25 protein-coding genes are annotated in these 25,400 nt (G+C 70.5%); 11 read left to right on the top strand and 14 right to left on the bottom strand.

Going from position 1 to position 25,400, the window contains the following annotated elements; genetic code table 11:
• Positions 1-104 precede the first annotated feature (104 nt).
• Together fabI and fabG are read right to left on the bottom strand one after the other, a co-directional pair.
• The gene (gene fabI, locus ACIHIX_RS21915; RefSeq protein ID WP_399958650.1) at positions 105-890 is read right to left on the bottom strand and encodes an enoyl-ACP reductase FabI; all 786 of its coding nucleotides are present in this window, start codon (positions 888-890) and stop codon (positions 105-107) included.
• 5 nt (positions 891-895) lie between these two features.
• Positions 896-1,600: a 3-oxoacyl-[acyl-carrier-protein] reductase gene (gene fabG, locus ACIHIX_RS21920; protein ID WP_399958652.1), complete on the bottom strand. Its 705-nt coding sequence runs from the start codon at positions 1,598-1,600 to the stop codon at positions 896-898.
• A 241-nt stretch (positions 1,601-1,841) separates the two neighbouring features.
• Between fabG and ACIHIX_RS21925 the strand changes: the two genes are divergently transcribed.
• Genes ACIHIX_RS21925 through tyrS form a run of 3 tightly spaced genes read left to right on the top strand, consistent with a single transcriptional unit; the run spans position 1,842 to position 6,081 of the window.
• The gene (locus ACIHIX_RS21925; RefSeq protein WP_399958653.1) at positions 1,842-3,365 is read left to right on the top strand and encodes a TldD/PmbA family protein; all 1,524 of its coding nucleotides are present in this window, start codon (positions 1,842-1,844) and stop codon (positions 3,363-3,365) included.
• Positions 3,362-4,756 (top strand): metallopeptidase TldD-related protein, encoded by a 1,395-nt coding sequence (locus tag ACIHIX_RS21930; RefSeq protein WP_399958655.1) that lies wholly within the window; start codon positions 3,362-3,364, stop codon positions 4,754-4,756. The genes ACIHIX_RS21925 and ACIHIX_RS21930 overlap by 4 nt, the downstream gene beginning before the upstream one ends.
• 56 nt (positions 4,757-4,812) lie before the next feature.
• Positions 4,813-6,081, top strand: a complete 1,269-nt coding sequence (tyrS, locus tag ACIHIX_RS21935) for a tyrosine--tRNA ligase (RefSeq protein ID WP_399958657.1) — start codon at positions 4,813-4,815, stop codon at positions 6,079-6,081.
• Positions 6,082-6,131: 50 nt separating this feature from the next.
• Here tyrS and ACIHIX_RS21940 read toward each other — a convergent pair whose 3' ends face one another.
• Positions 6,132-6,410, bottom strand: a complete 279-nt coding sequence (locus ACIHIX_RS21940) for a GlsB/YeaQ/YmgE family stress response membrane protein (protein ID WP_329340729.1) — start codon at positions 6,408-6,410, stop codon at positions 6,132-6,134.
• 243 nt (positions 6,411-6,653) lie between these two features.
• Between ACIHIX_RS21940 and ACIHIX_RS21945 the strand changes: the two genes are divergently transcribed.
• Entirely contained in the window at positions 6,654-7,052 is a 399-nt protein-coding gene (locus ACIHIX_RS21945; RefSeq protein WP_399958659.1) for a DUF3099 domain-containing protein, read from the top strand.
• A gap of 215 nt (positions 7,053-7,267) precedes the next feature.
• Complete coding sequence (locus tag ACIHIX_RS21950; protein ID WP_329340726.1) at positions 7,268-7,489, top strand: hypothetical protein; 222 nt, start codon at positions 7,268-7,270, stop codon at positions 7,487-7,489.
• 23 nt (positions 7,490-7,512) lie between these two features.
• On the opposite strand, the gene moaA is transcribed toward ACIHIX_RS21950, so the two are convergent.
• From moaA to ACIHIX_RS21965, 3 genes are all read right to left on the bottom strand, one after another.
• Positions 7,513-8,502, bottom strand: a complete 990-nt coding sequence (gene moaA, locus ACIHIX_RS21955; RefSeq protein ID WP_399958661.1) for a GTP 3',8-cyclase MoaA — start codon at positions 8,500-8,502, stop codon at positions 7,513-7,515.
• A 153-nt stretch (positions 8,503-8,655) separates the two neighbouring features.
• Positions 8,656-10,281 carry a cation acetate symporter gene (locus ACIHIX_RS21960; protein WP_399958663.1) on the bottom strand — a complete coding sequence of 542 codons (1,626 nt, stop codon included), beginning with the start codon at positions 10,279-10,281 and terminating at the stop codon, positions 8,656-8,658.
• Entirely contained in the window at positions 10,278-10,634 is a 357-nt protein-coding gene (locus tag ACIHIX_RS21965; RefSeq protein WP_399958665.1) for a DUF485 domain-containing protein, read from the bottom strand. The genes ACIHIX_RS21960 and ACIHIX_RS21965 overlap by 4 nt, the downstream gene beginning before the upstream one ends.
• 327 nt (positions 10,635-10,961) lie before the next feature.
• On the opposite strand from ACIHIX_RS21965, the gene ACIHIX_RS21970 reads away from it, so the two are divergent.
• The 5 genes from ACIHIX_RS21970 (at position 10,962) to ACIHIX_RS21990 (ending at position 16,793) form a co-directional block, all read left to right on the top strand.
• Positions 10,962-12,491: a S8 family peptidase gene (locus ACIHIX_RS21970; protein ID WP_399958667.1), complete on the top strand. Its 1,530-nt coding sequence runs from the start codon at positions 10,962-10,964 to the stop codon at positions 12,489-12,491.
• A 107-nt stretch (positions 12,492-12,598) separates the two neighbouring features.
• Complete coding sequence (locus tag ACIHIX_RS21975) at positions 12,599-14,110, top strand: S8 family peptidase (RefSeq protein WP_399958669.1); 1,512 nt, start codon at positions 12,599-12,601, stop codon at positions 14,108-14,110.
• Between the two features lie 55 nt (positions 14,111-14,165).
• Complete coding sequence (locus tag ACIHIX_RS21980; RefSeq protein WP_399958671.1) at positions 14,166-14,396, top strand: hypothetical protein; 231 nt, start codon at positions 14,166-14,168, stop codon at positions 14,394-14,396.
• Entirely contained in the window at positions 14,378-15,682 is a 1,305-nt protein-coding gene (locus ACIHIX_RS21985; RefSeq protein ID WP_399958673.1) for a CoA transferase, read from the top strand. The genes ACIHIX_RS21980 and ACIHIX_RS21985 overlap by 19 nt, the downstream gene beginning before the upstream one ends.
• Before the next feature lie 100 nt (positions 15,683-15,782).
• A complete protein-coding gene (locus tag ACIHIX_RS21990) occupies positions 15,783-16,793 on the top strand; it encodes a CopD family protein (RefSeq protein ID WP_399958675.1) in 1,011 nt (336 codons plus the stop codon).
• A 17-nt stretch (positions 16,794-16,810) separates the two neighbouring features.
• On the opposite strand, the gene ACIHIX_RS21995 is transcribed toward ACIHIX_RS21990, so the two are convergent.
• From ACIHIX_RS21995 to ACIHIX_RS22030, 8 genes are all read right to left on the bottom strand, one after another.
• The gene (locus ACIHIX_RS21995; RefSeq protein ID WP_399958677.1) at positions 16,811-17,854 is read right to left on the bottom strand and encodes a zinc-dependent alcohol dehydrogenase family protein; all 1,044 of its coding nucleotides are present in this window, start codon (positions 17,852-17,854) and stop codon (positions 16,811-16,813) included.
• A gap of 36 nt (positions 17,855-17,890) precedes the next feature.
• On the bottom strand, positions 17,891-18,610 hold the full coding sequence (locus ACIHIX_RS22000; RefSeq protein WP_399958679.1) for a lysoplasmalogenase: 720 nt from the start codon (positions 18,608-18,610) through the stop codon (positions 17,891-17,893).
• Positions 18,559-19,425 (bottom strand): sterol desaturase family protein, encoded by an 867-nt coding sequence (locus ACIHIX_RS22005; RefSeq protein ID WP_399958681.1) that lies wholly within the window; start codon positions 19,423-19,425, stop codon positions 18,559-18,561. The genes ACIHIX_RS22000 and ACIHIX_RS22005 overlap by 52 nt, the downstream gene beginning before the upstream one ends.
• A gap of 113 nt (positions 19,426-19,538) precedes the next feature.
• The gene (locus ACIHIX_RS22010) at positions 19,539-20,249 is read right to left on the bottom strand and encodes a VIT family protein (protein WP_399958683.1); all 711 of its coding nucleotides are present in this window, start codon (positions 20,247-20,249) and stop codon (positions 19,539-19,541) included.
• 67 nt (positions 20,250-20,316) lie between these two features.
• The gene (locus ACIHIX_RS22015) at positions 20,317-21,543 is read right to left on the bottom strand and encodes an amidohydrolase family protein (protein ID WP_399958685.1); all 1,227 of its coding nucleotides are present in this window, start codon (positions 21,541-21,543) and stop codon (positions 20,317-20,319) included.
• Positions 21,540-22,823 (bottom strand): amidohydrolase family protein, encoded by a 1,284-nt coding sequence (locus tag ACIHIX_RS22020; RefSeq protein ID WP_399958687.1) that lies wholly within the window; start codon positions 22,821-22,823, stop codon positions 21,540-21,542. Before ACIHIX_RS22020 ends, ACIHIX_RS22015 begins: the two co-directional genes overlap by 4 nt.
• A gap of 14 nt (positions 22,824-22,837) precedes the next feature.
• On the bottom strand, positions 22,838-23,722 hold the full coding sequence (locus ACIHIX_RS22025) for an SDR family NAD(P)-dependent oxidoreductase (protein ID WP_399958689.1): 885 nt from the start codon (positions 23,720-23,722) through the stop codon (positions 22,838-22,840).
• On the bottom strand, positions 23,722-24,519 hold the full coding sequence (locus ACIHIX_RS22030; RefSeq protein WP_399958691.1) for an acetoacetate decarboxylase family protein: 798 nt from the start codon (positions 24,517-24,519) through the stop codon (positions 23,722-23,724). The genes ACIHIX_RS22025 and ACIHIX_RS22030 overlap by 1 nt, the downstream gene beginning before the upstream one ends.
• 107 nt (positions 24,520-24,626) lie before the next feature.
• Here ACIHIX_RS22030 and ACIHIX_RS22035 point away from each other — a divergent pair, with 107 nt between their 5' ends.
• Positions 24,627-25,250 carry a TetR/AcrR family transcriptional regulator gene (locus ACIHIX_RS22035; RefSeq protein ID WP_399958693.1) on the top strand — a complete coding sequence of 208 codons (624 nt, stop codon included), beginning with the start codon at positions 24,627-24,629 and terminating at the stop codon, positions 25,248-25,250.
• Positions 25,251-25,400 lie beyond the last annotated feature (150 nt).

Consider the following 25,400-nt stretch of genomic DNA (forward strand, 5'->3'; position numbering starts at 1 on the left):
GCGTAATCCAGAGTGCCCAGTTGTGCCGCTCCCCCGCCCGGCCGGATGGGCCGAACGGGTGAGGGCCCGCGTTCCGGGGAACGCGGGCCCTCACCGTGGGAGTGTCAGGCGCCGATGGCGTGCAGACCGCCGTCGACGTGGACGATCTCGCCGGTGGTCTTCGGGAACCAGTCGCTCAGCAGGGCGACGACGCCCTTTCCGGCCGGCTCCGGGTCCTCCAGCTTCCACTCCAGCGGGGAGCGGCTGTCCCACACGGCCGCCAGCTCGGAGAAGCCCGGGATGGACTTCGCCGCCATGGAGCCGATCGGACCCGCCGAGATCAGGTTGCAGCGGATGTCGTGCTTGCCCAGGTCACGGGCCATGTAGCGGTTGGTGGCCTCCAGGGCGGCCTTGGCCGGGCCCATCCAGTCGTACTGCGGCCACGCGAACTGCGCGTCGAAGGTGAGTCCGACGACGGAGCCGCCCTCGGTCATCAGCGGCAGCAGCGCCATGGTCAGCGACTTCAGGGAGAAGGCGGAGACATGCATGGCGGTGGCCACGGACTCGAAGGGCGTGTTCAGGAAGTTGCCGCCGAGCGCGTCCTGCGGGGCGAAGCCGATGGAGTGCACGACACCGTCGAGCTTGTCGCCCAGGTGCTCACGGACCTGGCCCTCCAGGCGGGCGAGGTGCTCGTCGTTGGAGACGTCGAGCTCCAGGACCTTGACCTTCTCCGGCTGGGGGAGCTTCTTCGCGATGCGCTCGGTGAGGGTCGGCCGCGGCCACGCGGTGAGGATGATCTCCGCGCCCTGCTCCTGGGCCAGCTTGGCGGTGTGGAAGGCGATGGAGGACTCCATCAGCACACCGGTGATGAGGATCTTCTTGCCCTCGAGGATTCCAGTCGTGTTCGTCATCGTGCTCAGTGACCCATTCCCAGTCCGCCGTCAACCGGGATGACGGCTCCAGTGATGTACGAGGCGTCGTCGGAGGCGAGGAACCGCACCGTCGCGGCGACTTCCTCCGGCTGCGCGTAACGGCCGAGCGGCACGGCCTGCACGATGTTCGCGCGCTGCTCGTCGGTGAGCACCTTGGTCATGTCGGTGTCGACGAAACCGGGGGCGACGACGTTGAACGTGATGTTGCGCGAGCCGAGCTCACGCGCGAGCGAGCGCGCGAAGCCGACCAGGGCGGCCTTGGAGGCCGAGTAGTTGGCCTGGCCGGGCCCGCCGTACAGTCCGACGACCGACGAGATCAGGACGACGCGGCCCTTCTTGGCGCGCAGCATGCCGCGGTTGGCGCGCTTGACGACGCGGAAGGTGCCGGTGAGGTTGGTGTCGAGGACGGACGTGAAGTCCTCCTCGGACATCCGCATCAGGAGCGTGTCCTTGGTGATGCCGGCGTTGGCGACCAGGACCTCGACGGGACCGTGCTCGGCCTCGATCTCCTTGTAGGCCTGCTCCACCTGCTCGGTGTCGGTGATGTCGCACTTGACGGCCAGGAAGCCGGCCGGTGGCTCACCCGAGCGGTACGTGATCGCGACCTTGTCGCCGGCGTCGGCGAAAGCGCGGGCGATGGCGAGGCCGATGCCCCGGTTGCCTCCGGTGACGAGAACCGAGCGGCTCAACGGATCACCCTTTCGATAGCGGTATGAATACCCGCCCGAACACCTGGATGACAGGCGGCTTCCTCGAAAACCTATCGGTCCCCGACGTCCGGCGGACAATCGGGCACCGACAGTGGCGAAGGGGACTCGCTGTCGGGTCTCTACAGAAGGACGCGCGGTGCGGACGGAAACGTATGGTCCCTGGACCCGCCCACGCGACATGATCGGGGTCCACAGGTCACGACAGCAGGGAGATACCTCGGTGCCTCATACCATCGACGAAGCCTTCACAGCGCTTCCGCTACGCGCCCTCGCCGACGCCGCGCTGGCACGCGCGCGTGCGCTCGGTGCCGAGCACGCGGACTTCCGGTTCGAGCGGGTGCGCAGCGCGTCCTGGCGGCTGCGGGACGCCAAGCCCGCCGGGTCGTCGGACACCACCGACCTCGGGTACGCGGTGCGGGTCGTGCACGGTGGGACCTGGGGATTCGCGTCCGGCGTGGATCTGAGCATGGATGCGGCGGCCCGGGTGGCCTCGCAGGCCGTGGCCATGGCGAAGCTGTCCGCCCAGGTGATCAAGGCGGCCGGCTCCGAGGAGCGGGTGGAGCTGGCCGACGAGCCGGTGCATGCCGAGAAGACGTGGATCTCGTCGTACGAGATCGATCCGTTCACCGTGCCCGACGAGGAGAAGGCGGGGCTGCTCGCGGAGTGGAGCGCGCGGCTGCTGGGGGCGAACGGGGTCAACCATGTCGACGCCTCGCTGCTCACCGTCCATGAGAACAAGTTCTACGCCGACACCGCCGGGACCGTGACCACGCAGCAGCGGGTGCGGCTGCATCCGGCGCTGACCGCCGTGTCGGTCGACGAGTCGAGCGGCGAGTTCGACTCGATGCGCACCATCGCGCCGCCGGTCGGCCGCGGCTGGGAGTACCTGACGGGCACCGGCTGGGACTGGGAGTCGGAGCTCGACCGGATTCCGGAGCTGCTCGCCGAGAAGATGCGGGCGCCCAGTGTCGAGTCCGGGGTGTACGACCTCGTCGTCGACCCGTCCAACCTGTGGCTGACCATCCACGAGTCCATCGGCCACGCCACCGAACTGGACCGCGCCCTCGGCTACGAGGCCGCCTACGCCGGCACCTCCTTCGCCACCTTCGACCAGCTCGGCAAGTTGCGCTACGGCTCCGATCTGATGAACGTCACCGGTGACCGCACCGCCGAGCACGGCCTGGCGACCATCGGCTACGACGACGAGGGCGTCGCGGGCCAGTCCTGGGACCTGGTGAAGGACGGCACACTCGTCGGCTACCAGCTGGACCGGCGGATCGCGAAGCTGACCGGCTTCGAGCGCTCCAACGGATGCGCGTTCGCCGACTCCCCCGGCCATGTGCCCGTCCAGCGCATGGCCAACGTGTCCCTGCGGCCCGACCCGGCCGGGATGTCGACCGAGGACCTGATCGGCGGGGTCGACCGCGGCATCTACGTCGTCGGCGACCGCTCCTGGTCCATCGACATGCAGCGCTACAACTTCCAGTTCACCGGCCAGCGCTTCTTCAGGATCGAGAACGGTCGGATCACCGGCCAGCTGCGGGACGTGGCCTACCAGGCGACCACCACCGACTTCTGGGGCTCGATGGCGGCCGTCGGCGGCCCGCAGACCTATGTCCTCGGGGGCGCCTTCAACTGCGGCAAGGCCCAGCCGGGCCAGGTGGCCGCGGTGTCGCACGGCTGCCCGTCGGCCCTCTTCAAGGGCGTCAACATTCTCAACACCACGCAGGAGGCCGGTCGATGAGCGCCCGCAGCAACAAGCCGCACGAGATCGTCGAGCGCGCCCTGGAGCTGTCGCGCGCCGACGGCTGTGTCGTCATCGCCGACGAGCAGTCCACGGCGAACCTGCGCTGGGCCGGCAACGCGCTCACCACCAACGGCGTCACGCGCGGGCGCACGCTCACCGTGATCGCGACCGTCGACGGCAAGGAGGGCACCGCCTCGGGCGTCGTCTCCCGGGCCGCCGTCACCGTGGACGAGCTGGAGCCCCTGGTGCGGGCCGCCGAGGCCGCCGCGCGCGGCGCCGCGCCCGCCGAGGACGCGCAGCCACTGGTCAGGGACGTCCCCGCGTCCCCCGACTTCACGGACGCACCCGCCGAGACGTCCTCCGCCGTCTTCGCGGACTTCGCTCCGGCGCTCGGCGAGTCCTTCGCACGCGCGCGTGCGGGCGGCCGCGAGCTGTACGGCTTCGCCAACCACGAGCTGGTCTCCAGCTATCTCGGTACGTCGACGGGTCTGCGCCTGCGGCACGACCAGCCCAACGGCACCCTTGAGCTGAACGCCAAGTCCCCGGACCGTACGCGTTCGGCGTGGGCGGGCCGCTCCACCCGGGACTTCAAGGACGTCGACCCGGCCGCAATGGACGCCGAACTCGCCGTACGCCTGGGCTGGGCCGAGCGCAAGCACGATCTGCCCGCCGGACGGTACGAGACGCTGCTGCCGCCGACCGCCGTGGCGGACCTGCTCATTTACCAGATGTGGTCGGCGTCGGGCCGGGACGCGGCCGAGGGCCGAACCGTGTTCTCCAAGCCCGGCGGCGGCACCCGGCTCGGCGACCGGCTCACCGAGCTGCCGCTGACGCTGCGCAGCGACCCGAACGAGCCGGGTCTGGAGTCCGCGCCGTTCGTGCTCGCGCACTCCTCCGGGGGTGACTCGTCGGTGTTCGACAACGGGCTGCCGCTGACGTCCACCGAGTGGATGCGCGAGGGCGAGCTGAGCAGTCTGCTCACCAGCCGGCACAGCGCCGGGCTGACCGGACTGCCGGTGGCGCCGGGCATCGACAACCTGATCCTCGACGGCGGTGCGGACCGCTCCCTGGAGGAGATGGTCGCGAACACCGCGCGCGGGCTGCTGCTGACCTGCCTCTGGTACATCCGCGAGGTCGACCCGGCGACCCTGCTGCTGACGGGTCTGACCCGGGACGGCGTCTATCTCGTCGAGAACGGCGAGGTGACCGGCGAGGTCAACAACTTCCGGTTCAACGAGTCGCCGGTGGATCTGCTGGGCCGGGCCACCGAGGCCGGGCGCACCGAAAAGACGCTGCCGAGGGAGTGGAGCGACTGGTTCACTAGGGCTGCGATGCCGGCCCTGCGGGTGCCGGACTTCAATATGAGCTCTGTCAGTCGGGGCGTATAACCTCGTAGCCGGTGGTCACCCGGCCGCCTGAAGATCATCAAGGAGACGCGAGAACCGTGACGGACATCGTCGACGAGCTGAAGTGGCGTGGGCTGTGGGCCCTGTCCACTGACGAGGACGCTTTGCGCAAGGCGCTCGCGGACGGTCCGGTCACGTTCTATTGCGGCTTCGACCCGACCGCCGCCAGCCTCCACGTCGGTCACCTGGTGCAGGTCCTCACCATGCGCCGGCTCCAGCAGGCGGGACTGCGCCCGCTGGCCCTGGTGGGCGGCGCCACCGGCCAGATCGGCGACCCGCGCCCCACGGCGGAGCGGACGCTGAACGACCCGGAGACGGTCGCGAACTGGGTGACCCGGCTGCGCTCGCAGATCGAGCCCTTCCTGGCCTTCGAGGGCGACAACGCCGCGGTGATGGTCAACAACCTGGACTGGACGGCCGGGATGTCGGCCATCGAGTTCCTGCGGGACATCGGCAAGCACTTCCGCGTCAACAAGATGCTCACCAAGGACTCCGTCGCCCGCCGCCTGGAGTCCCAGGAGGGGATCAGCTACACGGAGTTCAGCTACCAGCTGCTCCAGGGCATGGACTTCCTGGAGCTGTACCGACGCTACGGCTGCACGCTTCAGCAGGGCGGCAGCGACCAGTGGGGCAACCTCACGGCGGGTCTGGACCTGATCCACCGGCTGGAGCCCGACGCTCAGGCGCACTGTCTGGCGACGCCGCTGATGGTGAAGGCGGACGGCACCAAGTTCGGCAAGACCGAGGGCGGCGCCATCTGGCTCGACCCCGAGATGACGACGCCGTACGCGTTTTACCAGTTCTGGCTGAACGTGGACGACCGGGACATCTCGACGTACCTGCGCATCCTGTCCTTCAGGTCCCGTGCGGAGCTGGAAGAGCTGGAGAAGCAGACCGAGGAGCGGCCCCAGGCCCGTGCCGCCCAGCGTGCGCTGGCCGAGGAGCTGACGACGCTGGTGCACGGCGCCGATCAGACGGCTGCCGTGATCGCCGCGTCCAAGGCCCTCTTCGGCCAGGGCGAGCTGGCGGACCTCGACGAGAGGACGCTGGCGGCGGCCCTGTCCGAGGTGCCGCATGTCCAGGTCGGCGAGCTCGGTCCCGTCGTCGACCTGTTCGCCGAGGTGGGTCTCGTGGCCAGCAAGTCGGCGGCGCGGCGCACCGTGAAGGAGGGCGGGGCCTACGTGAACAACGTCAAGGTCGCGGCGGAGGACTCCGTCCCGGCCAAGGAGGACCTGCTGCACGGGCGGTGGCTGGTCCTGCGGCGTGGGAAGAAGAACCTTGCCGCCGTTGAGGTCATTGGCGCGTAGAACGCCTGAAGGGGGCGCGGGTTCCCCGCGCCCCCTTCAGGCGTTCAGGCTCAGGCTCGTTGTTTCCTCTTGCCCAGCGTCGCCATGTACAGCATGTCGCCGACGCCCACGATGATGATCGCGGCGATCAGCTGGAACGCGTGGCGGGTCCAGTCGATGCCGGAGGTGGCGTCGACGCCGGCCCACCGCGCGATCGCGTTGCCGACGATGGCGCCCAGCATGCCGAAGATGGTCGTCAGCCAGAGCGGACTGTGCTGCTTGCCCGGGATGATCGCCTTCGCGATCAGGCCCAGCACGAATCCCACGATGATCGCCCACAACCAGCCCATGGCTGCCTCCTCGTACGGCTCTACGTGAGCATTACGGCCAGTGTCGGCCCATGTGCCCTACGACGCATGTCGAGTCGGCCGTACGTGCGAAGGCGCAGTGCGGTCGCCCTGTCGGGAGGTGCCCCGGTCTCGTAGGCGGCGGAGGCGCGGCGTAACGTAAGAGGTGTCCGGGTCCGGTTCTCGTACCGGGCGCGGAGTGGGAACGGGCCGGGCGAGTCCGATGCGGGCGGATGGTGGAATCTGATGCGGAAGCAGCATGCGGGCGGCGGCGCTCAGGTGTTCCGGATCACCGGAGCCCGTACGGGCCTTCAGGAGGACGTACGCGGTCGGCAGCGCCGGTATGTGATCTCCATGTCGGTGCGCACGCTGTCGGTGATCCTCGCGGCCACACTCTGGAACGTCGAACGGCACGTCGCGATCGTCGCGCTGGTGCTGGGAGTGCTGCTCCCCTATGTCGCGGTGGTGATCGCGAACGCCGGCCGGGAGAACGCGCCGGGGCTTCCGTCGACGTTCGTGGCCACTCCGGTTCGGCCGATGATCTCTCCGCCGCGGGCTCAGGAGCCCTTCGCGGAATCCTTCCCGGAGGACGCCGCGGACGGCTCGGCGCAGGGTGTGCGGAGCGAGCCTCACGAGCGGAAGTGACGCTCGGCGGAGGGGTCGCAACCGGACGTCACCTCCGGACGGAGCTCAAGAAAAGCTCAGATCAATCATGTTGTTCCAGTGCCGGGCGACGGGTTACCCGTGACATACTTCCTACGCGCTCCGCATCCCCCGTCGGAGCGACAGACCGACGCCGGGCAGCTCCCCCCGTGGCTGCTCGGCGTCGCCTTGTTCAGCGCACTTTGTGAGACGGACCAGTGAGTGAAGAGACCGCGCCGATCTGTTCGGCGAAGGGCTGCCGGGTCGACGCGGTGTGGGTGCTCGCGTGGAACAACCCGAAGCTGCACACGCCGGAGCGCAGGAAGACCTGGCTGGCGTGCGAGGAGCATCGGGAGCATCTGTCCCAGTTCCTGGGAGTGCGGGGGTTCTTGAAGGACGTGGTCCTTCTGAAGGAGTGGGAAGCCCCCGAAGGCGCCTAAGGGCGCCCAGGGCCTGTCCGGACCTAGCCGCCGATGGCGGACATCGGTCGGTCCGGCTGCACGAACGTCGGGTCGTCCAGGCCCGCTCCCGCCTTCTTGCCCCACATCGCCTCGCGCCAGATGCGCGCTATCTCCTCGTCCGGGGCCCCCGAGCGCAGGGCCGCGCGCAGGTCGGTCTCTTCCTGGGCGAACAGGCAGGTGCGGACCTGGCCGTCGGCGGTCAGGCGGGTGCGGTCGCAGGCCGCGCAGAACGGGCGGGTGACGGAGGCGATGACGCCCACCACATGGGGGCCGCCATCGACGATCCAGCGCTCCGCCGGTGCCGAGCCGCGCTTCTCCGAGCCCTCTTCCGTCAGCTCGAAGCGGGTGCGCAGCGAGGTGAGGATGTCGCCCGCGGTGATCATGCCGTCGCGCTTCCAGCCGTGCTGGGCGTCCAGGGGCATCTGCTCGATGAACCGCAGTTCGTAGTCGTGCTCGACGGCCCAGGCGAGGAGGTCGGGGGCCTCGCCCTCGTTGAGACCGGGCATCAGGACCGAGTTGACCTTGACCGGGGTCAGGCCCGCCTCGCGGGCGGCGTACAGGCCCTCGATGACGTCCTTGTGGCGGTCCCGGCGGGTCAGGGTCTTGAAGACGTCCGGGCGCAGGGTGTCGAGGGAGACGTTGACCCGGTCCAGGCCCGCGGCCTTGAGGGCCGTCGCGGTGCGCTTGAGGCCGATGCCGTTGGTGGTCAGCGACATCTGGGGGCGGGGGTCCAGGGCCGCGACGCGCTCGACGATGCCGACCAGGCCGGGGCGCAGCAGGGGCTCGCCCCCGGTGAAGCGGACTTCCTCGATGCCGAGGGAGGTGACGGCGATGTCGATCAGCCGGACGATCTCGTCGTCCGTGAGGAGGTCGGGCTTGGCCAGCCACTGCAAGCCCTCTTCGGGCATGCAGTACGTACAGCGCAGATTGCACCGGTCGGTCAGCGACACACGCAGGTCGGTGGCCTGTCGGCCGTAGGTGTCGATGAGCACGTGGGCCCCCTCCCTCGTTGCAAGCACTCGTCTTTCGTCACCTGCGAGCCTACGTGACGGCACCGACATCGACAGGTCCCGATCCCACGAGGTAAGACACGGCCGCGTCGTAGGTCCCTACGACGCGGCCGCTCAGTGGATCGTCCCAGGGGACTAGTGCGCGCCGGTGCCGGTCAGGGACCGGACCTCCAGCTCCGCGTACTTGCCGGCGTCGGGCTCCTCCTTGGAGACCATGGTGCCGAGCCAGCCCATGAGGAAGCCGAACGGGATGGAGATGATGCCCGGGTTCTTCAGCGGGAAGTACGCGAAGTCGACGTCGGGGAACATCGCCTTCGGGTCGCCGGAGACCACCGGGGAGAACAGCACCAGGCCGACGGCGACGATCAGGCCGCCGTAGATCGACCAGAGGGCGCCCTGGGTGGTGAACCGCTTCCAGAAGAGGCTGTAGAGGATGGTCGGCAGGTTCGCGGACGCGGCGACCGCGAAGGCCAGCGCGACCAGGCCGGCCACGTTGAGGTCGCGGGCGAGGGCACCCAGGCCGATCGCGACGGCGCCGATGAAGACGGTCGCCCAGCGGGCCGCGCGGACCTCCTCCTTGCCGGACGCCTGGCCCTTGCGGATGACGTTGGCGTAGATGTCGTGCGCGAAGGAGGACGACGAGGCCAGGGTCAGACCGGCGACCACCGCGAGGATCGTCGCGAAGGCCACCGCCGAGATCGTCGCCAGCAGGATCGCGCCCCACGCCGAGTCGACGCCGCCGAGGTGCAGGGCGAGCAGGGGTGCGGCGGTGTTGCCGGACGGGTTGGAGTCGGTGATCTCCTTCTGGTCGATCAGCGCGGCGGCGCCGAAGCCGAGCGCGATCGTCATCAGGTAGAAGCCGCCGATGATGCCGATGGCCCAGTTCACGGACTTACGGGCGGCCTTGGCGTTGGGCACCGTGTAGAAGCGGATCAGGATGTGCGGCAGGCCCGCGGTGCCGAGGACCAGGGCGATGCCGAGCGAGATGAAGTCCAGCTTGGAGGTGCCGGTGGCGCCGTACTGGAGGCCGGGTTCCAGGAAGGCGGAGCCCTTGCCGCTGTTCTCGGCTGCCGTGCCCAGCAGGTCGGAGATGTTGAAGTTGAACTTCAGCAGCACCAGGAAGGTGATCAGGATGGTGCCGCTGATGAGCAGCACGGCCTTGACCATCTGGACCCAGGTGGTGCCCTTCATGCCGCCGATGGAGACGTACACGATCATCAGGACGCCGACGAGGGCGACGATGGCGACCTTGCCGGCGTCGGAGGTGATGCCGAGCAGCAGCGAGACGAGGACGCCCGCGCCGGCCATCTGCGCCAGCAGGTAGAAGATCGAGACGACGATCGTGGAGGTGCCGGCCGCGGTACGGACCGGGCGCTGACGCATGCGGTACGCGAGGACGTCGCCCATGGTGTAGCGGCCGGAGTTGCGCAGCGGCTCGGCGACCAGGAGCAGGGCGACCAGCCAGGCGACCAGGAAGCCGATGGAGTACAGGAAGCCGTCGTAGCCGAACAGGGCGATGGCACCGGCGATGCCGAGGAAGGACGCGGCCGACATGTAGTCGCCGGAGACCGCGAGGCCGTTCTGGAAGGCGCTGAACTGGCGTCCGCCGGCGTAGAAGTCGGCGGCGTCCTTGGTCTGGCGGCCGGCCCAGATGGTGATGACGAGGGTCGCGAGGACGAAGACGGCGAACAGGCTGATGATCAGCGGCCGGTGCTCGCTGGCCTCGCCGGCCGCCAGGACACTCTGCTGCGCGATGCTCATGCGCCGCCCTCCATCCGGGACTTGATCGCCTCGGCCTTGGGGTCGAGCTTCGCGGCGGCGTGCCGCGAGTACCACCAGGCGATGAGGAACGTGGTGAGGAACTGGGCGATGCCGAACACGAAGGCGACGTTGATGTTGCCGAAGAGCTTGGTGCCCATGAAGTCGCCGGCGTAGTTGGACAGCAGGACGTACAGCAGGTACCAGGCGATGAAGGCGACGGTCAGCGGGAAGGCGAAGTTGCGGTAGGAGCGGCGCAGTTCACCGAACTCCGCGCTCTGCTGCACCTCGGTGAACTCCTCGGTGCTGGGGAGTTGGTGTTGCTCTGTCGAGGGGGGCGGTGCGTCGGTAGCCACGGAGTCTCCTCGCGTTGCGGGCGCTGTTGCCACGGCGGACGGGGGCTGATCGGGGGTGGGGGACGGGTTCGGTACGACGGACATGGGCGGCTCTGTTCCTCGCGGTTCGTCAGGGGGCTCGATCGTGCTCGTGCTCCCTGCCCAAGGTCACGGCGGCACGCGAGGACCGGTTCAACTGGGTTTGCTTCTTCTTGAAGTCATCCGGGGAAGGTCATTGCTGGCCAGCGACTTCGGGAGATAGCTTCGGGCCTGCACCACCCGTCATGTACCTGCCCGAGCACCACCTGTGTCTCGGGCGGTTTCGTTTCCGGATGATGTGGAGACCCCATGTCCCGTCTGCGTTCCAGACGTCGGCTCGCTCTCGCCGTACCTGTCGTGCTCTCGCTGACCGCCTCGCTCGGCTTCCTGCCGGCGGCCGCGTCGGCCGCCCCCTTCGCGGAGTCCACCGCGCAGACAGCGGACGCACCGAATCTGTCGTACGTCGTCAACACCAAGGTGGACCGTCACACGATCGCGTCCGTCAAGAAGGCCGTCGCCGCGGCCGGCGGCACCGTCGTCATCACGTACGACAAGATCGGTGTGATCGTCGTCCACTCGGCCAACCCCGACTTCGGCGCCCAGATACGGAAGGTGCGCGGCGTGCAGTCGGCGGGCGCGACCCGTACCTCGCCGCTGACCCCGGCCGGGACGACGGACGAGGGCGCGGCGCAGCTGCTCACCAAGGAGCAGGCCGAGAAGGTCGAGCAGGCCTCGGCCGCCGACGCGGCGAGCGAGCCCCTCGAGGCCGACCAGTGGGACCTGCGCGCGATCGGCGCCGACAAGGCGGCGCAGATCAACCCCGGCAGCAGGAAGGTGACGGTCGCCGTCATCGACACCGGTGTGGACGACACCCACCCGGACATCGCGCCGAACTTCTCCGCCTCCCAGTCCGCCAACTGCGACGGCGGTGTCCCGAACACCGCCGAGGGCGCCTGGCGGCCGTACACCGCGGAGGACTACCACGGCACCCACGTGGCCGGTGAGATCGCCGCCGCCCGCAACGGCATCGGTGTCGCCGGTGTCGCGCCGGGTGTGAAGGTCGCGGCCATCAACGTGACCGACCCGAGCAACGGCCTCTTCTACCCGGAGAGCGTCGTCTGCGCGTTCGTGTTCGCCGCCGACCACGGCGTGGAGATCACGAACAACAGCTACTACGTTGATCCATGGCTGTACAACTGTGTGGACGACCCCGATCAGCGGGCCATTGTCGACGCGGTCAACAGGGCGTCCCTGTACGCCCAGCACAAGGGCACGCTCAACCTGGCGTCCGCGGGCAACTCCAACGACGACCTCGACTCGGACGCCCTCGTCGACGACAGCAGCCCCGACGACTCCACCCCGGTCACCCGCACCGTCGACCCGCACGAGTGCTTCGACGTGCCGACCATGCTGCCGGGTGTCGTCACGGTCAGCGCGACGGGCGTGAACAACCTCAAGTCGTACTACTCCTCGTACGGTGACGGCGTCATCGACATCGCGGCCCCCGGCGGCGACCGGCTCTACCAGATCCCGGACACCCCGTCGAAGAACGGCCGCATCCTGTCGACGATGCCGAACAATTCGTACGGCTTCCTCCAGGGCACCTCGATGGCGTCCCCGCACGCCGCGGGCGTCGCCGCGCTGCTGAAGTCGACGCATCCGTGGGCGACTCCGGCGCAGCTCCAGGCGCTGATGAAGGCGCAGGCCGACAACCCGGGCTGCCCCGCCTCCTACGACCAGGACGGCGACGGCACGCAGGACGCGACCTGCGTGGGCGGCAAGCGGGTCAACGGGTTCTACGGCTTCGGCATCGTGAACGCGCTCCGCGCGGTCAAGTAGCCCTCGTCCTCGCAAGAGACCCGCACGGTCCGCTCGTACCGCTCGTACCGCTCGTACCGCTCGTACCGCTGGCAACGCTCGTACCGCGAACGAACTGGAGATCCAGAATGACAGCGCCTCACCCGCGCTTCCGCCGCACGATGGCCGTCCCCGTCGGGATGGCCATGGCGACGGCCCTCGCTTTCCTGCCGAACGTCTCGGCGTCGGCGGCGGAGGAAGCCCCGGCCGCCGAGGCCACCGCGCTCAGCTATGTCGTCAACGTCAGCCCCGGGCACGGGCTTTCGAAGCACGTGAAGAAGGCGATAGCCGAGGCCGGCGGCACCGTTGTGACGTCGTACGACCAGATAGGCGTGGTCGTCGTCCACTCGGCGAACCCCGACTTCGCGAAGATCCTGCGCACCGTGCGCGGTGTGCAGTCGGCCGGCAACACGCGCAACGCGCCGCTGCCCGCCCAGTCGACGACCGACGTGGGCACCCCCAAGGTGATCGACGCCGACGACCTCGCGAACGTGGAGGCCGCCGAGGGACAGGACCCGCTGGAGCCCTTGCAGTGGGACCTGCCCGCCATCAAGGCGGACAAGGCGCACGAGAAGTCGCTCGGCAGCAGCAAGGTGACCGTCGCCGTGATCGACACCGGCGTCGACGACACCCACCCGGACATCGCGCCGAACTTCGACCGGGCCGCGTCGGTCAACTGCGTGACGGGCAAGCCCGACACGACCGACGGGGCGTGGCGGCCGACCACGGGCGAGAGCCCGCACGGCACGCATGTCGCCGGTGAGATAGCGGCGGCCAAGAACGGCGTCGGCATGACGGGTGTCGCGCCCGGCGTGAAGGTGTCCGGCATCAAGGTGTCCACGACGGCCGGCTACTTCTACACGGAGGCCGTGGTCTGCGGCTTCGTGTGGGCGGCCGAGCACGGTGTCGACGTCACGAACAACAGCTATTACACCGACCCCTGGTACTTCAACTGCAAGAACGACCCGGACCAGAAGGCGCTCGTCGACGCCGTCTCCCGGGCCTCGCGCTATGCGGAGAAGAAGGGCGCGGTCAACGTCGCGGCGGCCGGCAACGAGAACTACGACCTCGCGGCCGACGAGATCACCGACCCGGTCTCCCCCAACGACGGGACCCCCTCGGACCGGGTCATCGACCCCTCCGAGTGCTACGACATCCCGACCCAGCTGCCGGGTGTCGTGACGGTCGCGGCGACCGGGGCGAAGGGCATCAAGTCGTCCTTCTCCAACCACGGTCTGGGCGTCATCGACATCGCCGCTCCCGGCGGCGACTCGACCCGCTTCCAGACCCCGGCCCCGCCGGCCACCAGCGGCCTGATCCTGGGCACGCTGCCGGGCGGCGGCTGGGGCTACATGGCCGGTACGTCGATGGCCTCCCCGCACGTCGCGGGCGTGGCCGCGCTCATCAAGTCGACGCACCCCAAGGCCTCCCCGGCCCTGGTGAAGGCCCTGCTGTACGCGGAGGCCGACGCCACGCCGTGCACCGACCCGTACGACATCGACGGCGACGGCAAGGTCGACGCGGTGTGCGAGGGGTCGAAGAACCACAACGGCTTCTACGGGTGGGGCACGGCTGACGCGCTGGACGCGGTCACCAAGTAGCGGCACGCGCGCGTTAATGAAGGGGTCGGGGACCGGGTCCTCGGCCCCTTTGCGTGTGGGGGATGATCTACGCCCCGAGAAGGTCGTCGGCGAATGGAACGCCAAGGCCGCGAATCCGCGCGACCCCAAGAAGTTCCGGCGGGTGATGGAGTGCGAGACACCGATGCATGACTACCGCGGCGTCGGCGGCTCCTACGTCGCTCAGGTCGCCCTCGCCCAGGGCTGGGAGCTGCGGCCCACTGACATGCGCAAGGAGGTGCGTCTTTGGTGGTCCGCCGCCTCGTAGTACGGGAGTTGGCGCATGCCTGTGTCGGGGCGTGTGCGCAGGCCGCCGCCGAGTTGGCGGCGCTGCGGGCCGGGCTCGACGAGGTGCCCGGCGTGCGGGTGGACGACGGGGCCGTCGCCACCGCGTTCACGAGTGAACGGCATCTGTTGATCAATGGTCGGGCTCCGGTCAACTTCGCGCCCCTTTCCAGGTTCTGGCGCACCGCCGACGGGTGGGTGCGGACCCACGCCAACTACCCGCACCACCGGGAGCGGCTGCTCAAGGTCATGGGTCCGGCCGACTCCCTGGAGCCGGCGTTCGCGGAGCGGTCGTCCCTGGAGGTCGAGGAGGCCGTGTACGCGGCCGGTGGCCTCGCCGTCGCGTTGCGGACGCCCGAGGAGTGGGCGGCGCACGAGCAGGCTGTGGAGCTGGCCGAGCGGCCCCTCATCGAGCGCGAGCGGCTCGACTCCGCCCCCGCGCGCGTGCTCGCGCCGATCGACGGCGCTCCCCTGCTGCCCGCCGCCGGGCTGCGGGTCCTGGATCTGACCCGGGTCATCGCGGGCCCGGTCGCGACCCGCACGCTCGCCCTGTTCGGCGCCGACGTACTGCGGATCGATCCCCCGCACGTCCCCGAACTCCCGGACCAGCACGCCGACACCGGCTTCGGGAAGCGGTCCGCGACGCTGGACCTGGCGGCCGACCCGGGCACCTTCGAGAAGCTGCTCGCGACGGCCGACGTGGTCGTCACCGGGTACCGGCCGGGCGCCCTCGACCGGTTCGGGCTGTCACCGCGGGCGCTGGCGGAGCGGCGGCCGGGGATCGTCGTGGCGCAGCTGTCGGCGTGGGGCGCGTACGGGCCGTGGAGCGAGCGGCGGGGCTTCGACAGCCTGGTGCAGGTGGCGACCGGGATCGCGGCGGTCGAGGGGTCGATGGAGCAGCCCGGCGCGCTGCCTGCGCAGGCGCTGGACCACGGGACGGGGTATCTGCTGGCGGCGGAAGTGCTGCGGGCGGTGCGCGAGCAGTCGTACGACGGCGGCAGCCGGTGCGTGCGGCTGGCGCTGGCCCGGACGGCGCAGTGGCTCATGGAGGGGGTACGGGACGGGTCAGCCGGAGGGATCGGGGGGTACGGCGCGGCCGGGCAGGTCACACACGCTGCCTACGACGGCCCGGACGCCTGGCTCGCCGAGACCGACAGCGGTATCGGCCGGTTGCGGTACGCCCGGTCGCCGGTGTCCTTCGTGGACGGGCCGGTCGACTGGGCTCGGCCGCCCGGCCCCTGGGGCGTCGATTCCGCGCGCTGGGAGTGAGCGGCGGTCGGCCGGAAAACGTACTCGTGGGCGGAATGGCGTAACGCCAGTTGTTTTCCTTGACTTGCCCTGTTCTGTGACAGCTGGTGAAGATCCTGAGGTGACCTTGATAAGACCCGGCACCCGGGCGACCGACGCCGACGCGCCACTGCCGCGTCGGCTCGGCCCCGGTCGTGCCGTGATCGTCCTCGTTCTGGTGGCGCTCGGCGCCCTGATACCGCTGCTCGGCCCGTCCGCCGCGCTGCACGGCACCGGGGAGGCCGCGGCTCCCGGTGACGGTGGCATCGCGCTGCTGCGGTCGGTGCTGGTGGCGGCGCTGTGCGTGCCGGTGGGCGAGCTGTTCGTGCAGCGGCTGGCCCGCGCGGTGCCCGGCGCTCCCCCGGTCATGCCGCGCAGTTGGGCCGTGTACGCCGCGGGCGCCGGGTTCGTCGCCGCGCTGGGGCTGGCCTCGGTCGTGGCGACCGGGAACCTCGTGCCGCACAGCCTGGCGCAGATCGACGTCGGCGGCCTGTACGCCTCCCGGGACGGCAAGCTCGCGCTCGTCGAGGTGAACGCGTTCCTCGTGGCCGGTCTGTGTGCCCGCTCGGCCCGCCCGGCCTCCCAGGTCTGGCCGCTGGCCGCGATCGTGGTGGCGGAGGCGCTGCGGGCCCATCCCCCGACCGAGCACGAACCGCTGGTCGGGTCGGGGCTGACGCTCGTCCATCTGACCTGCGCCGCGCTCTGGGTGGGCGGGTTGCTGTACGCGCTGCGGACGCTCCGGAGGTGGGGCGCGTCGGAGGCCGGCTCGGCCCTGCTGGGCCTCTACGCGCGCGTGGCCGCCGTGCTGCTGGCCGCGATCACCGCGACCGGGCTGTGGAGCACGCTGCGCCGGATGCCGCCGGAGACGGTCCTCGACCAGCTGACGACGACCGCGTACGGGCGCGTGCTGTTCGCCAAGGTGCTGCTGGTGGCCGCGGTAGCCGGGCTCGCTCTGTCGGCGCGGCTCCGGCTGCGCCGGGCGCCCGACCCGCTGACCGCCTGCTCCCCCGCGCGGGCGGAGATCGCCGTGCTGGGCGTGGTGGTCGTGGTGTCGGCGCTGCTGACGGCGCTGCCGTTGCCGATCCGCTGGTGAAGCGCGAAGCGTGAGGCTCAGCCCGTGACCAGGACCTTCAGCGCCGTGCGCTCGTCCATGGCCTGGTAGCCGCCGGGTACGCCCTCCATGTCGACCGTCAGGTCGAAGACGGGCGACGGGTCGATGCTGCCGTCCAGGATGTCGGGCAGCAGCTCGGGGATGTACGCGCGGACGGGCGCGACGCCGCCGCGCAGCCCGATGTTCCGGTCGAACATGACGCCGAGGTCGAGGCCCGTGCCGCTGCCGTGCGGGACGCCGACCCAGCCGACGGTGCCGCCGTCGCGCGCGATGCCGACCGCCGTGCGCATGGACTGCTCGGTGCCGACGGCCTCGACGACGGCGTGGGCGCCCTGGCCGCCGGTGAGTTCACGGACGGCCTCGACGGCCGCGTCACCGCGCTCGGCGACGACGTCGGTGGCGCCGAAGCGGCGCGCGATGTCGGTGCGGGCCTCGTGGCGGCCCAGGGCGATGATCCGCTCGGCGCCCAGACGCCTGGCGGCGAGGACCGCGCACAGGCCGACGGCCCCGTCACCGACGACGGCGACCGTGGCACCCGCGCGGGCGCCGGCGCCGAGGGCGGCGTGGTGGCCGGTGCCCATGACGTCGGAGAGGGTCAGCAGGGCGGAGAGCAGGTGGTCGTCGGAGGCCGCCTCCTTGGGCAGCTGGACGAGGGTGCCGTCGGCGAAGGGCACGCGCACGGCCTCGCCCTGGCCGCCGTCGTAGCCGACGGAGCCCCAGAAGCCGCCGTGCTCGCAGGAGGTGTGCAGACCCTCGCGGCAGTGGTCGCAGACGCCGTCGGACCACATGAAGGGCGCGACGACCAGGTCTCCGCGCCGTACGGTGGCCACCTCAGAGCCCGTCTCCTCGACGATGCCGAGGAACTCGTGCCCGATCCGCTGCCCCGGCTGCCGGGTCGCCTGCCCGCGGTACGCCCACAGGTCGCTGCCGCAGATGCAGGCGCGCAGGACGCGGACCACGGCGTCGGTCGGCAGCTGCACGACCGGGTCGGGCACGTCCTCCACGCGCATGTCGAAGGGGGCGTGGATGGTGGTGGCGCGCATGGCGAGGATCCTTCTCGTCTCTGGTGGTACCCGCGCTCAGGGGGTGGTCGAGCGCACCTCACCGTACGCCGCCCCCGGTAGCCGTCGCTCGCCGAGTGTGCCGGTGACCAGGAGGGACTGCGCGGCGACATAGGTGGCCATGATCCAGAGGTCGGGGCGCGGCAGCTGGTCCCACTCGGCGACTCCGCTCGCGATGAGCGTGTCGGAGAGCACGAACAGCACACCGCCGATGCCGGCGAGACGGCCCATGCGGGCGGCGGCCAGGTATGCCATGACGGTGAGCAGGACGCTGTAGCCGGCGACGGGGATCCGCAGGTCGGCCGGCAGGTCGGGCCACAGGGACTGGACGGTGGCGGCCAGGAGGACGGTGTAGACGACGGCGAGGAAGCCGCCCCGCGCGCGTACGGTCGCCCGGTCCGTGCCGTACCTCAGGAACAGGACGATGTAGCAGACGTGCCCGGCCGCGAAAGAGGCCATCCCCGCGAGGAAGGCGGGTTCGGCGTCCAGGAGGAGCAGGGTGTCGCCGCCCCAGCCGAAGAGCAGGGCGGCGATCAGGAGGCGGGGCGCACCGCACACGGCCGCGTACACGGCCAGGAGGGGCATCAGCAGGGGCTTGGCGACGAGGTGCCCGGGGTCCCAGTCGGCGGCCAGGGAGCCGAGGTCCACGGCGGTGGTGAGGGCGAGGGCCCCGATGAGCGGACGTCTCACGCGGCCACGGTCTCCTCGGCCGGTTCCGCCGCGGGCGCCGGCTGCCATCCCGGCCCCCGCAGGACATGCCCCACGCGGTTGCGCCATCCTCGGGCCGCCTTGATGTCCTTCGCGATCGACATGTACTCGTGGGTGGCGACCTTGATCGGGTTGAACGTGTTGATGTTCTTGGTCAACCCGTAGACGGGCCGGTCGGTCTCGGCGACGAACGAGCCGAAGAGCCGGTCCCAGACGATGAGGATGCCGCCGAAGTTGCGGTCCAGGTAGCCGCCCTGGGAGGCGTGGTGGACGCGGTGGTGGGAGGGCGTGTTGAAGACGAACTCGAACCACCGGGGCAGCTTGTCGATGCGCTCGGTGTGGATCCAGAACTGGTAGACGAGGTTCGCCGAGGAGCAGAACGCGAGCGCGGCCGGATGCACTCCGGCGGCGATCAGCGGCACGTAGAAGGGCCAGACCGTCAGCGAGGTCCAGGGCTGGCGCAGGGCCGTGGTGAGGTTGAACTTCTCGCTGGAGTGGTGGACGACGTGGCAGGCCCACAGGATGCGGATGACGTGGTGACCGCGGTGCGACCAGTAGTAGAAGAAGTCCTGCGCGAGCAGCATCAGCGGGACGGTCCACCACAGCACGGGGACGCGCAGGGGCGTGAGTTCGTAGATCGCCGTGTAGATCGCGACGATGGGGATCTTCCACAGGAAGTCGAAGACGAGGCTCCCCAGCCCCATGCCGACACTGGTCGCGGCGTCCTTCGTCTCGTATCCGGCGGCGTCGTCGTCGGGGTGGATGCGGACGCTGATCATCTCGACCACGGTGAGCAGCACGAAGGCGGGTATCGACCACAGCACGGCATCGGGCAGGTTCGGCATGGGGGCACCGTAGAACCGCTGGTGGGCTGCGGCTAGACGTTGTTACTCACAAGTATTACCGAGGGTACGCGCTTACTTGTTGGTGATCTCCGCCAAAGGCTGCACGGCCGTCTTCAGACTCCGGCCGCCCCGAGCAGCGCCCCCGCCACGTAGGTGACCCCCATGGCCAGCGCGCCCCCGGCCACGTTCCGCAGCATCGCCCGGCCCGGGTCGGCCGCGCCGAGGCGGGCGCTGCTCCAGCCGGTGAGGAGGAGGGCGGCGAGGACGGAGACCACGGTGACCGCGAGGCGCCAGCCGGCGGGCGGCAGGACCATCGCCAGCAGCGGGAGCAGCGCGCCCACCGTGAACGCCAGGAAACTCGCCCACGCGGCGTGCCAGGGGTTGGTCAGCTGATCCGGGTCGATACCGAGCTCCACGCGCGCGTGGGCGCGCAACGCGTCCCGCGCGGTGAGCTGCTCGGCGGCCTCCCGGGCCACGGCCCGGGAGAGCCCGCGTTCCTCCAGCAACCCGGTGAGCTCCTCCAGCTCGGCCTCCGGGCGCTCGCGCAGTTCCCGCTTCTCAACTGCCAGGGCCGCCTTCTCCGAGTCCCGCTGGGTGGAGACGGACACGTACTCCCCCGCCGCCATGGACATCGACCCGGCGAGCAGTCCGGCGAGGCCCGCCGTCAGCAGGGCCGAACGGTCGTCGGTGGCCCCGGCGACGCCGACGACGAGGCCGGCGGTGGACACGATGCCGTCGTTGGCGCCCAGGACGGCGGCCCGCAGCCAGTTGAGCCGCGCTCCCAGGGCGCCGCCGTGGGTCTCGTCATGCGTGGGTTCGGTCACAGACCGGAGGATGGCACCTCGGACGGTTGCAGCACCGGACCGACGCTCCCCGCAGCCACCCCGACGCTCACCACACCCGTACCGACGCCCCCTTGGCGAAGAGCGGGCTCGTCGCGTCCGCCGGTGGTTCGTCCAGCGGCTCGGCGATCTCCTCCACCGTCGGCCCCACCTTCGCCGCGATCGGGTCGAGGAGGTCGAGGTCGAAGCCGTACACGCGCGCGGCGTTGCCGCCGACCATCGCCGCGACCTCGTCGCGGGACACGTGCGCGTAGGCGTACCGCAGGCCCTCGCGCGTGTACGGGTACGTGCCCTCGTCGTGCGGGTAGTCGCTGCCCCACATGATCTTGTCGACGCCGATCCGGTCCCGCAGCGGCACCTCGTGCGGGCGCATGAAGCTGGCGCCGACGAAGCAGTTGTCGCGCCAGACCTGTGACGGCGCCTCACCCATGCGGGCGGCGAGTCCCGCGCCGAACTTGGACTCGGCGGTGTTGGCCTTCGTCGCCGCCGCGATCAGGCGCCCGTGGTAGTAGTCCAGCATCTCCAGCACACCCGGGATCCAGCCCGAGCCCTGTTCGGTCAGGACCAGCTTCAGCTCCCGGTGGCGGCGGAAGGCGCCGCCGAAGACCAGGTGCCACAGCGCCCGGTGCGAGAACCAGGTCGTCTCGACCATGAAGACCGCGCGGGCGGCCGGTTCGTCGCCGAGCGGCGGGGACGCCGACCCCGCGTGGTGGTTGACGGGCACGCCCAGCTCCGCGCAGACCGCCCAGAGCGGGTCGTACGCCGACGAGTACAGCTCGGGCAGCCCGGAGCCCGGCGGGGTGCCGGGCAGCATCAGGCCGCCCTTGAGGCCCGCCTCGGCGGCCCACCGGACCTCCTTGACGGCTTCCTCGACGTCGTTGAGGAGGATCTGGAAGACACCCGCGCGACGGCCCGGCGCGGCGGCGCAGAAGTCGGCCATCCAGCGGTTGTGGGCGCGCAACCCGGCCCAACGCCGCTCGAAGTCCTCCGTGGTGGGCGCGGGAGCCATGAGGGAGCTGGACGGGAAGAACGGCGGGATGGTGTTCGGGAAGAGCACCTCGGCGACGATCCCGTCCGCCTCCAGCTCCGCGAGCCGCCGCTCGGAGTTCCAGTTCTTGTCGGCGGTGTCGGCGACCAGGTCCTCGTACGGGTTGACGTACGTCGCCGCCCAGACGTCGAACTCGTCGTGGTACCGCTTCTCCAGATAGGGCCGGTAGTCGAGCAGGTCGGCGCCCGCGTGGCAGTCGGCCGAGATCACCGTGTAGCGGTCGGTCATGAGGAGGCCCCCAGCACAGGGAAGTCGTGGTCGGTCAGCCAGTGCCGGCCCACCTCGCGCGAGCGCGCCCAGGACGCCTCCACGGCCGTCTGGTCGGTGCTCTGGCCGAGGTCGGCGGGGGTGGGGCCGATACGGCGGGCGAGCGGGGTCAGCTTCTCGACGTCGAAGCCGAAGACGTCGGCCGCGGCGAGGCCCAGCATGCGGCGGGTCTCGGCGACCGGGATGTCGTGGAAGGTGCGCTTCAGCCACGCGCGCGTGTCGGGCCAGGTGCCCTCGGGGTGCGGGAAGTCGCTGCCCCACAGGATGTTGTCGACGCCGATCTCGTAGCGCTGGGCGAGTTCGCGGCGCTTGGTGTTGGTGGCGCAGATGAAGACCTGGCGGTCGAGGTACTCGTGCGGCGGGCGCTTCAGCTCCTGGAACGGGGAGAGTTTCTTGCCGCCGTGCGCGCCGAGGTAGAGGCGGTCCATGAACCACAGCAGGTTCGGCAGCCACCAGCAGCCCGACTCGGCGACCCCGAACCTGAGCCCGGGGTGGCGTTCGAAGACGCCGGACCAGAGCAGGAACCACAGGGGCCGGGCGGGCCACCAGGTCACCTCGCTGACGAAGATGCCCAGATGGTCGCCGTACTCGTGCCGCGGCGCCGATCCGGAGTGGGTGGTCACCGGCATCGCGCACTCGGCCGCCGCCGCCCACACGGGGTCGTAACGGCGGTCGTGGTACGGCTCCTTGTCGCCCCACAGGGCGGGGATCATCAGCGCGCCGAGCCCGGACTCCTTGGCCCGGTACACCTCGGCGACCACCTTCGGCACCTCGGCCGTGATCGGCAACAGGGCGACCCCGCAGTGCCGTTCGGGGTTCTCGGACACGAACTCCGCCAGCCAGCGGTTGTGCGCCTGCGCGCCCGCCATGCCCAGCTCCGGGTCGTGGTCGCCGGAGAGCCCGAGGCCCACCCCGAAGGGCGCGGCCGTCTGGCTGTCCACGGCGTCGGCGTCCGGGAAGACGACCTCGGCGGCCACCCCGTCGCCGTCCAGCTCCTTGAGCCGCTGCGCGGTGTCCCAGCCTCCGCGCAGGCCCTCCTCGTGGTCCTGGAACCACTTGGTCGCGAAGGCCTCGTTGCGGATGCCGAGCCGGGTCATCTCCGCCCGGCGCCGCTCGCGCCCGGCGAGGAAGTCGTCGAAGTCCCGGTGGAATCGGGCGTCCAGATAGGGCCGGTACTCCTCGGTGGGCAGCCCGGCGTGGCAGTCGGAGGAGATGATCAGATAGGGCTCCTGGTCGGTCACGTCGACCCCCTCGGTCAGTCCAGGATGAAGTTCTCCAGGTACGACGGGTTCGCGCGGTCCAGCATCGACTGGGCACGCGCGCGTATCTGCGCGTCGCTGTGCTCGCTCGCCGGCAGCATCCAGAAGCGGTCCGTGCGGATGCCGTCCACGACGGTCGCGGCCACCTCCTCGACGGGCGTGAAGCGCACCTCCCGGCCCGCGTCCCTCATCGCGGTCTCCCACTGATCGAGGCTGCGGTACGGCGTCCTGCGGGGCCGCTCCTTGGCGTACCGCTCGGGGCGGTTGCGGTGGGACTCCCACAGGCCGGTGCGGAGCATGTGGGGGCCCGGGAAGAGGACGGAGGCGCCCACACGCGCGTGCTCGGCCTTCAGATGGGCGTACAGGGACTCGGTCATCGTCACGACGGCCGCCTTGGTGACGGCGTAGACGGAGGCGGTGGGGAGCGGGGCGATGCCGCCGTCACCGGAGGATGTATTGACCACATGACCGGGTTGACCCGACTTGATCATGTGGGGGACGAACGCCTGGACACCATGGAAGACGCCCCACACGTTGACGGAGAACGCCCACTTCCAGTCGTTCGGCTCGTGCTCCCACATACGGCCCTCGGCGCCGGAGCCGACCCCGGCGTTGTTGCACAGGACATGGACGGCGCCGTACGTCTCGTAGGCGAAGTCCGCCAGTTCCAGGACCTGTTCGCGCTCGCCGACGTCGACCACGCGCGCGTGCGCGTCGGAGCCGTCCGCGCGGAGCGCCGCGACGGCCGCTTCCAGCGCCGGTCGTTCGACGTCGGCGAGGACGACCTTGAGGCCCTCCGCGGCGAACCGGCGGGCCATCGCGAGGCCGATGCCGCTCGCGGCACCGGTGACCACGGCGACCTGACCTGGCAGCAGCTCCATCAGGCGCTCCCTTCCGGCGGCCCGTCCAGCACCTGCGCCGGATCGTCGTAGCGCTGATGGACGTACGGCAGCAGCGCCCGCGCGTCCACCCGTTCCACGACCTTGCCGCGCTGGTCGCTGGTCTTCTCGCCGAGGGTGATCTCCACCAGCCGGCGCACCGGCAGATCGGCCACCGGGTCGTACCTCGACTCGCGCAGCACGACCTCGCCGGTGATCCGCTCAAGGCGGCGCACCTTCTCGTTGCGCAGGCAGTGGACGAGGACCGGGTCGCCGTCGAGGCCGGAACCGTCCACCGCGGGAAGGAACTTGAAGTAGAAGTCGGTCTTCTGGGCCGGCTCCGGCGGCGGCAGTTCCCCGGCGACCGTGCCGCGCACCTCCACGAAGGCGATGCCGTGCCGGGCCAGGCGCGCGCGTACGTCACGGCCCTCGCGCTCGACGACGACCTCGCCGAGCTTCTTCGGCTCGCCGAACACCTCACGGCCGCCGATCAGGGCCCGTTCATGGGTCATCGGCATGACCAGGGGGTACCAGCCGTCGACGCCGTCATGGGCCGCGGCGACCGCGAACGAGCCCGCGCCGAGCGGGTATCCGGGCAGGTCGACCTTGCTGATGTTGACCCGGGCCAGCGGCCGGGCCGTGGGCTTCAGGGGCGGTGGCAGGACCGCCGCGACCACGTCCGGGTCGGTCTCCCAGACGGCCACCACCCCGGTGGACCAGATGTCGGGGAGCCGCGCGCCCGCGGTGCGCGCGGCGGCGATCTCCGCCTCGGTCCGCGCGCCGTACCGTACGCGTGCCATGCCGTACCGCCCTTCTTCTGATGGGTCGTCAGTCACCTGTAACACAGTTACAGCAGACCCCGCACGGGGTAAATACGCGTGCACGAAACGGACTTGAGGGGGCAGGAATGGCGAGAGCTCCGCTCACCCGGGACGAAGTCCTCGACACCGCCGCCGGCCTGGTGAAGCAGCACGGCCCCGAGGCACTGACGATGCGCAAGCTCGCCGCCGAACTGGGCACCGCCGTCACCTCCATCTACTGGCACGTCGGCAACCGGGAGTCCCTGCTGGACGCGCTCGTGCGGCGGACCGTGACCGAGCTCGGCGAGATCAGGCCCGTGGGGCGCACCCCGGCCGAGCGGGCCGTCTCCGTGGCCCGCATCCTGCGCCGACGGCTGCGCGCGCATCCGCATCTCGTCGCGATGGTCCACGAACGCGGCCTGACCGAGCGGATGTTCCTGCCCGCCCAGCAGGCGCTGGTGCGCGAGGTGCACGCGGCCGGACTGCGGGGCGCCCGCGCGGCGGAGGCGGTGCGGGCGGTGCAGTTCCAGGTCGTGGGCTTCGTCCTCGTGGAACGCAACCGTGAACGGGCGCCCGCGCAGCAGCCCGCGGAGGACCCCTACGACGATCCGGCGCTCGCCCGCGCCTTCGCCCGCCCCGTCGACGAGGAGAGGCTGTTCGTGACGTCCGTGCGGGCGCTCGTGCAGTCGCTGCTCGGCAACGGATCCGAAGACGAAGCCCCTCGAAAATAAATGAGTGGCGCCCTCGAACACCGCCCTCCTACAGTCGTGATCGCGGGGACGGCTCCGCCGCGTGCTTCCTTCTCTCTTTTCTACGACAACGACAGCGCGCCCACTCTCCGTCCCCGCCTCTGAGACTTCTCTCCGTTTCCCCCAGGGGGC

This window comes from Streptomyces sp. NPDC051913 (assembly GCF_044593635.1).
GTDB lineage: Bacteria > Actinomycetota > Actinomycetes > Streptomycetales > Streptomycetaceae > Streptomyces.

What these genes read in the sequence shown, in the direction of transcription:
- ACIHIX_RS21945 (WP_399958659.1), top strand. Translation starts at nt 6,654, where the DNA reads ATGCGGAAGCAGCATGCGGGCGGCGGCGCTCAGGTGTTCCGGATCACC.
- ACIHIX_RS21995 (WP_399958677.1), bottom strand. Translation starts at nt 17,854, where the DNA reads ATGCGCGCCACCACCATCCACGCCCCCTTCGACATGCGCGTGGAGGAC.
- ACIHIX_RS22025 (WP_399958689.1), bottom strand. Translation starts at nt 23,722, where the DNA reads ATGGAGCTGCTGCCAGGTCAGGTCGCCGTGGTCACCGGTGCCGCGAGC.
- ACIHIX_RS22015 (WP_399958685.1), bottom strand. Translation starts at nt 21,543, where the DNA reads ATGACCGACCGCTACACGGTGATCTCGGCCGACTGCCACGCGGGCGCC.
- ACIHIX_RS22030 (WP_399958691.1), bottom strand. Translation starts at nt 24,519, where the DNA reads ATGGCACGCGTACGGTACGGCGCGCGGACCGAGGCGGAGATCGCCGCC.
- ACIHIX_RS22000 (WP_399958679.1), bottom strand. Translation starts at nt 18,610, where the DNA reads ATGGCAGCCGGCGCCCGCGGCGGAACCGGCCGAGGAGACCGTGGCCGC.
- ACIHIX_RS21940 (WP_329340729.1), bottom strand. Translation starts at nt 6,410, where the DNA reads ATGGGCTGGTTGTGGGCGATCATCGTGGGATTCGTGCTGGGCCTGATC.
- ACIHIX_RS21960 (WP_399958663.1), bottom strand. Translation starts at nt 10,281, where the DNA reads ATGAGCATCGCGCAGCAGAGTGTCCTGGCGGCCGGCGAGGCCAGCGAG.
- ACIHIX_RS21930 (WP_399958655.1), top strand. Translation starts at nt 3,362, where the DNA reads ATGAGCGCCCGCAGCAACAAGCCGCACGAGATCGTCGAGCGCGCCCTG.
- ACIHIX_RS22035 (WP_399958693.1), top strand. Translation starts at nt 24,627, where the DNA reads ATGGCGAGAGCTCCGCTCACCCGGGACGAAGTCCTCGACACCGCCGCC.
- ACIHIX_RS21970 (WP_399958667.1), top strand. Translation starts at nt 10,962, where the DNA reads ATGTCCCGTCTGCGTTCCAGACGTCGGCTCGCTCTCGCCGTACCTGTC.
- ACIHIX_RS21975 (WP_399958669.1), top strand. Translation starts at nt 12,599, where the DNA reads ATGACAGCGCCTCACCCGCGCTTCCGCCGCACGATGGCCGTCCCCGTC.
- fabI (WP_399958650.1), bottom strand. Translation starts at nt 890, where the DNA reads ATGACGAACACGACTGGAATCCTCGAGGGCAAGAAGATCCTCATCACC.
- ACIHIX_RS22005 (WP_399958681.1), bottom strand. Translation starts at nt 19,425, where the DNA reads ATGCCGAACCTGCCCGATGCCGTGCTGTGGTCGATACCCGCCTTCGTG.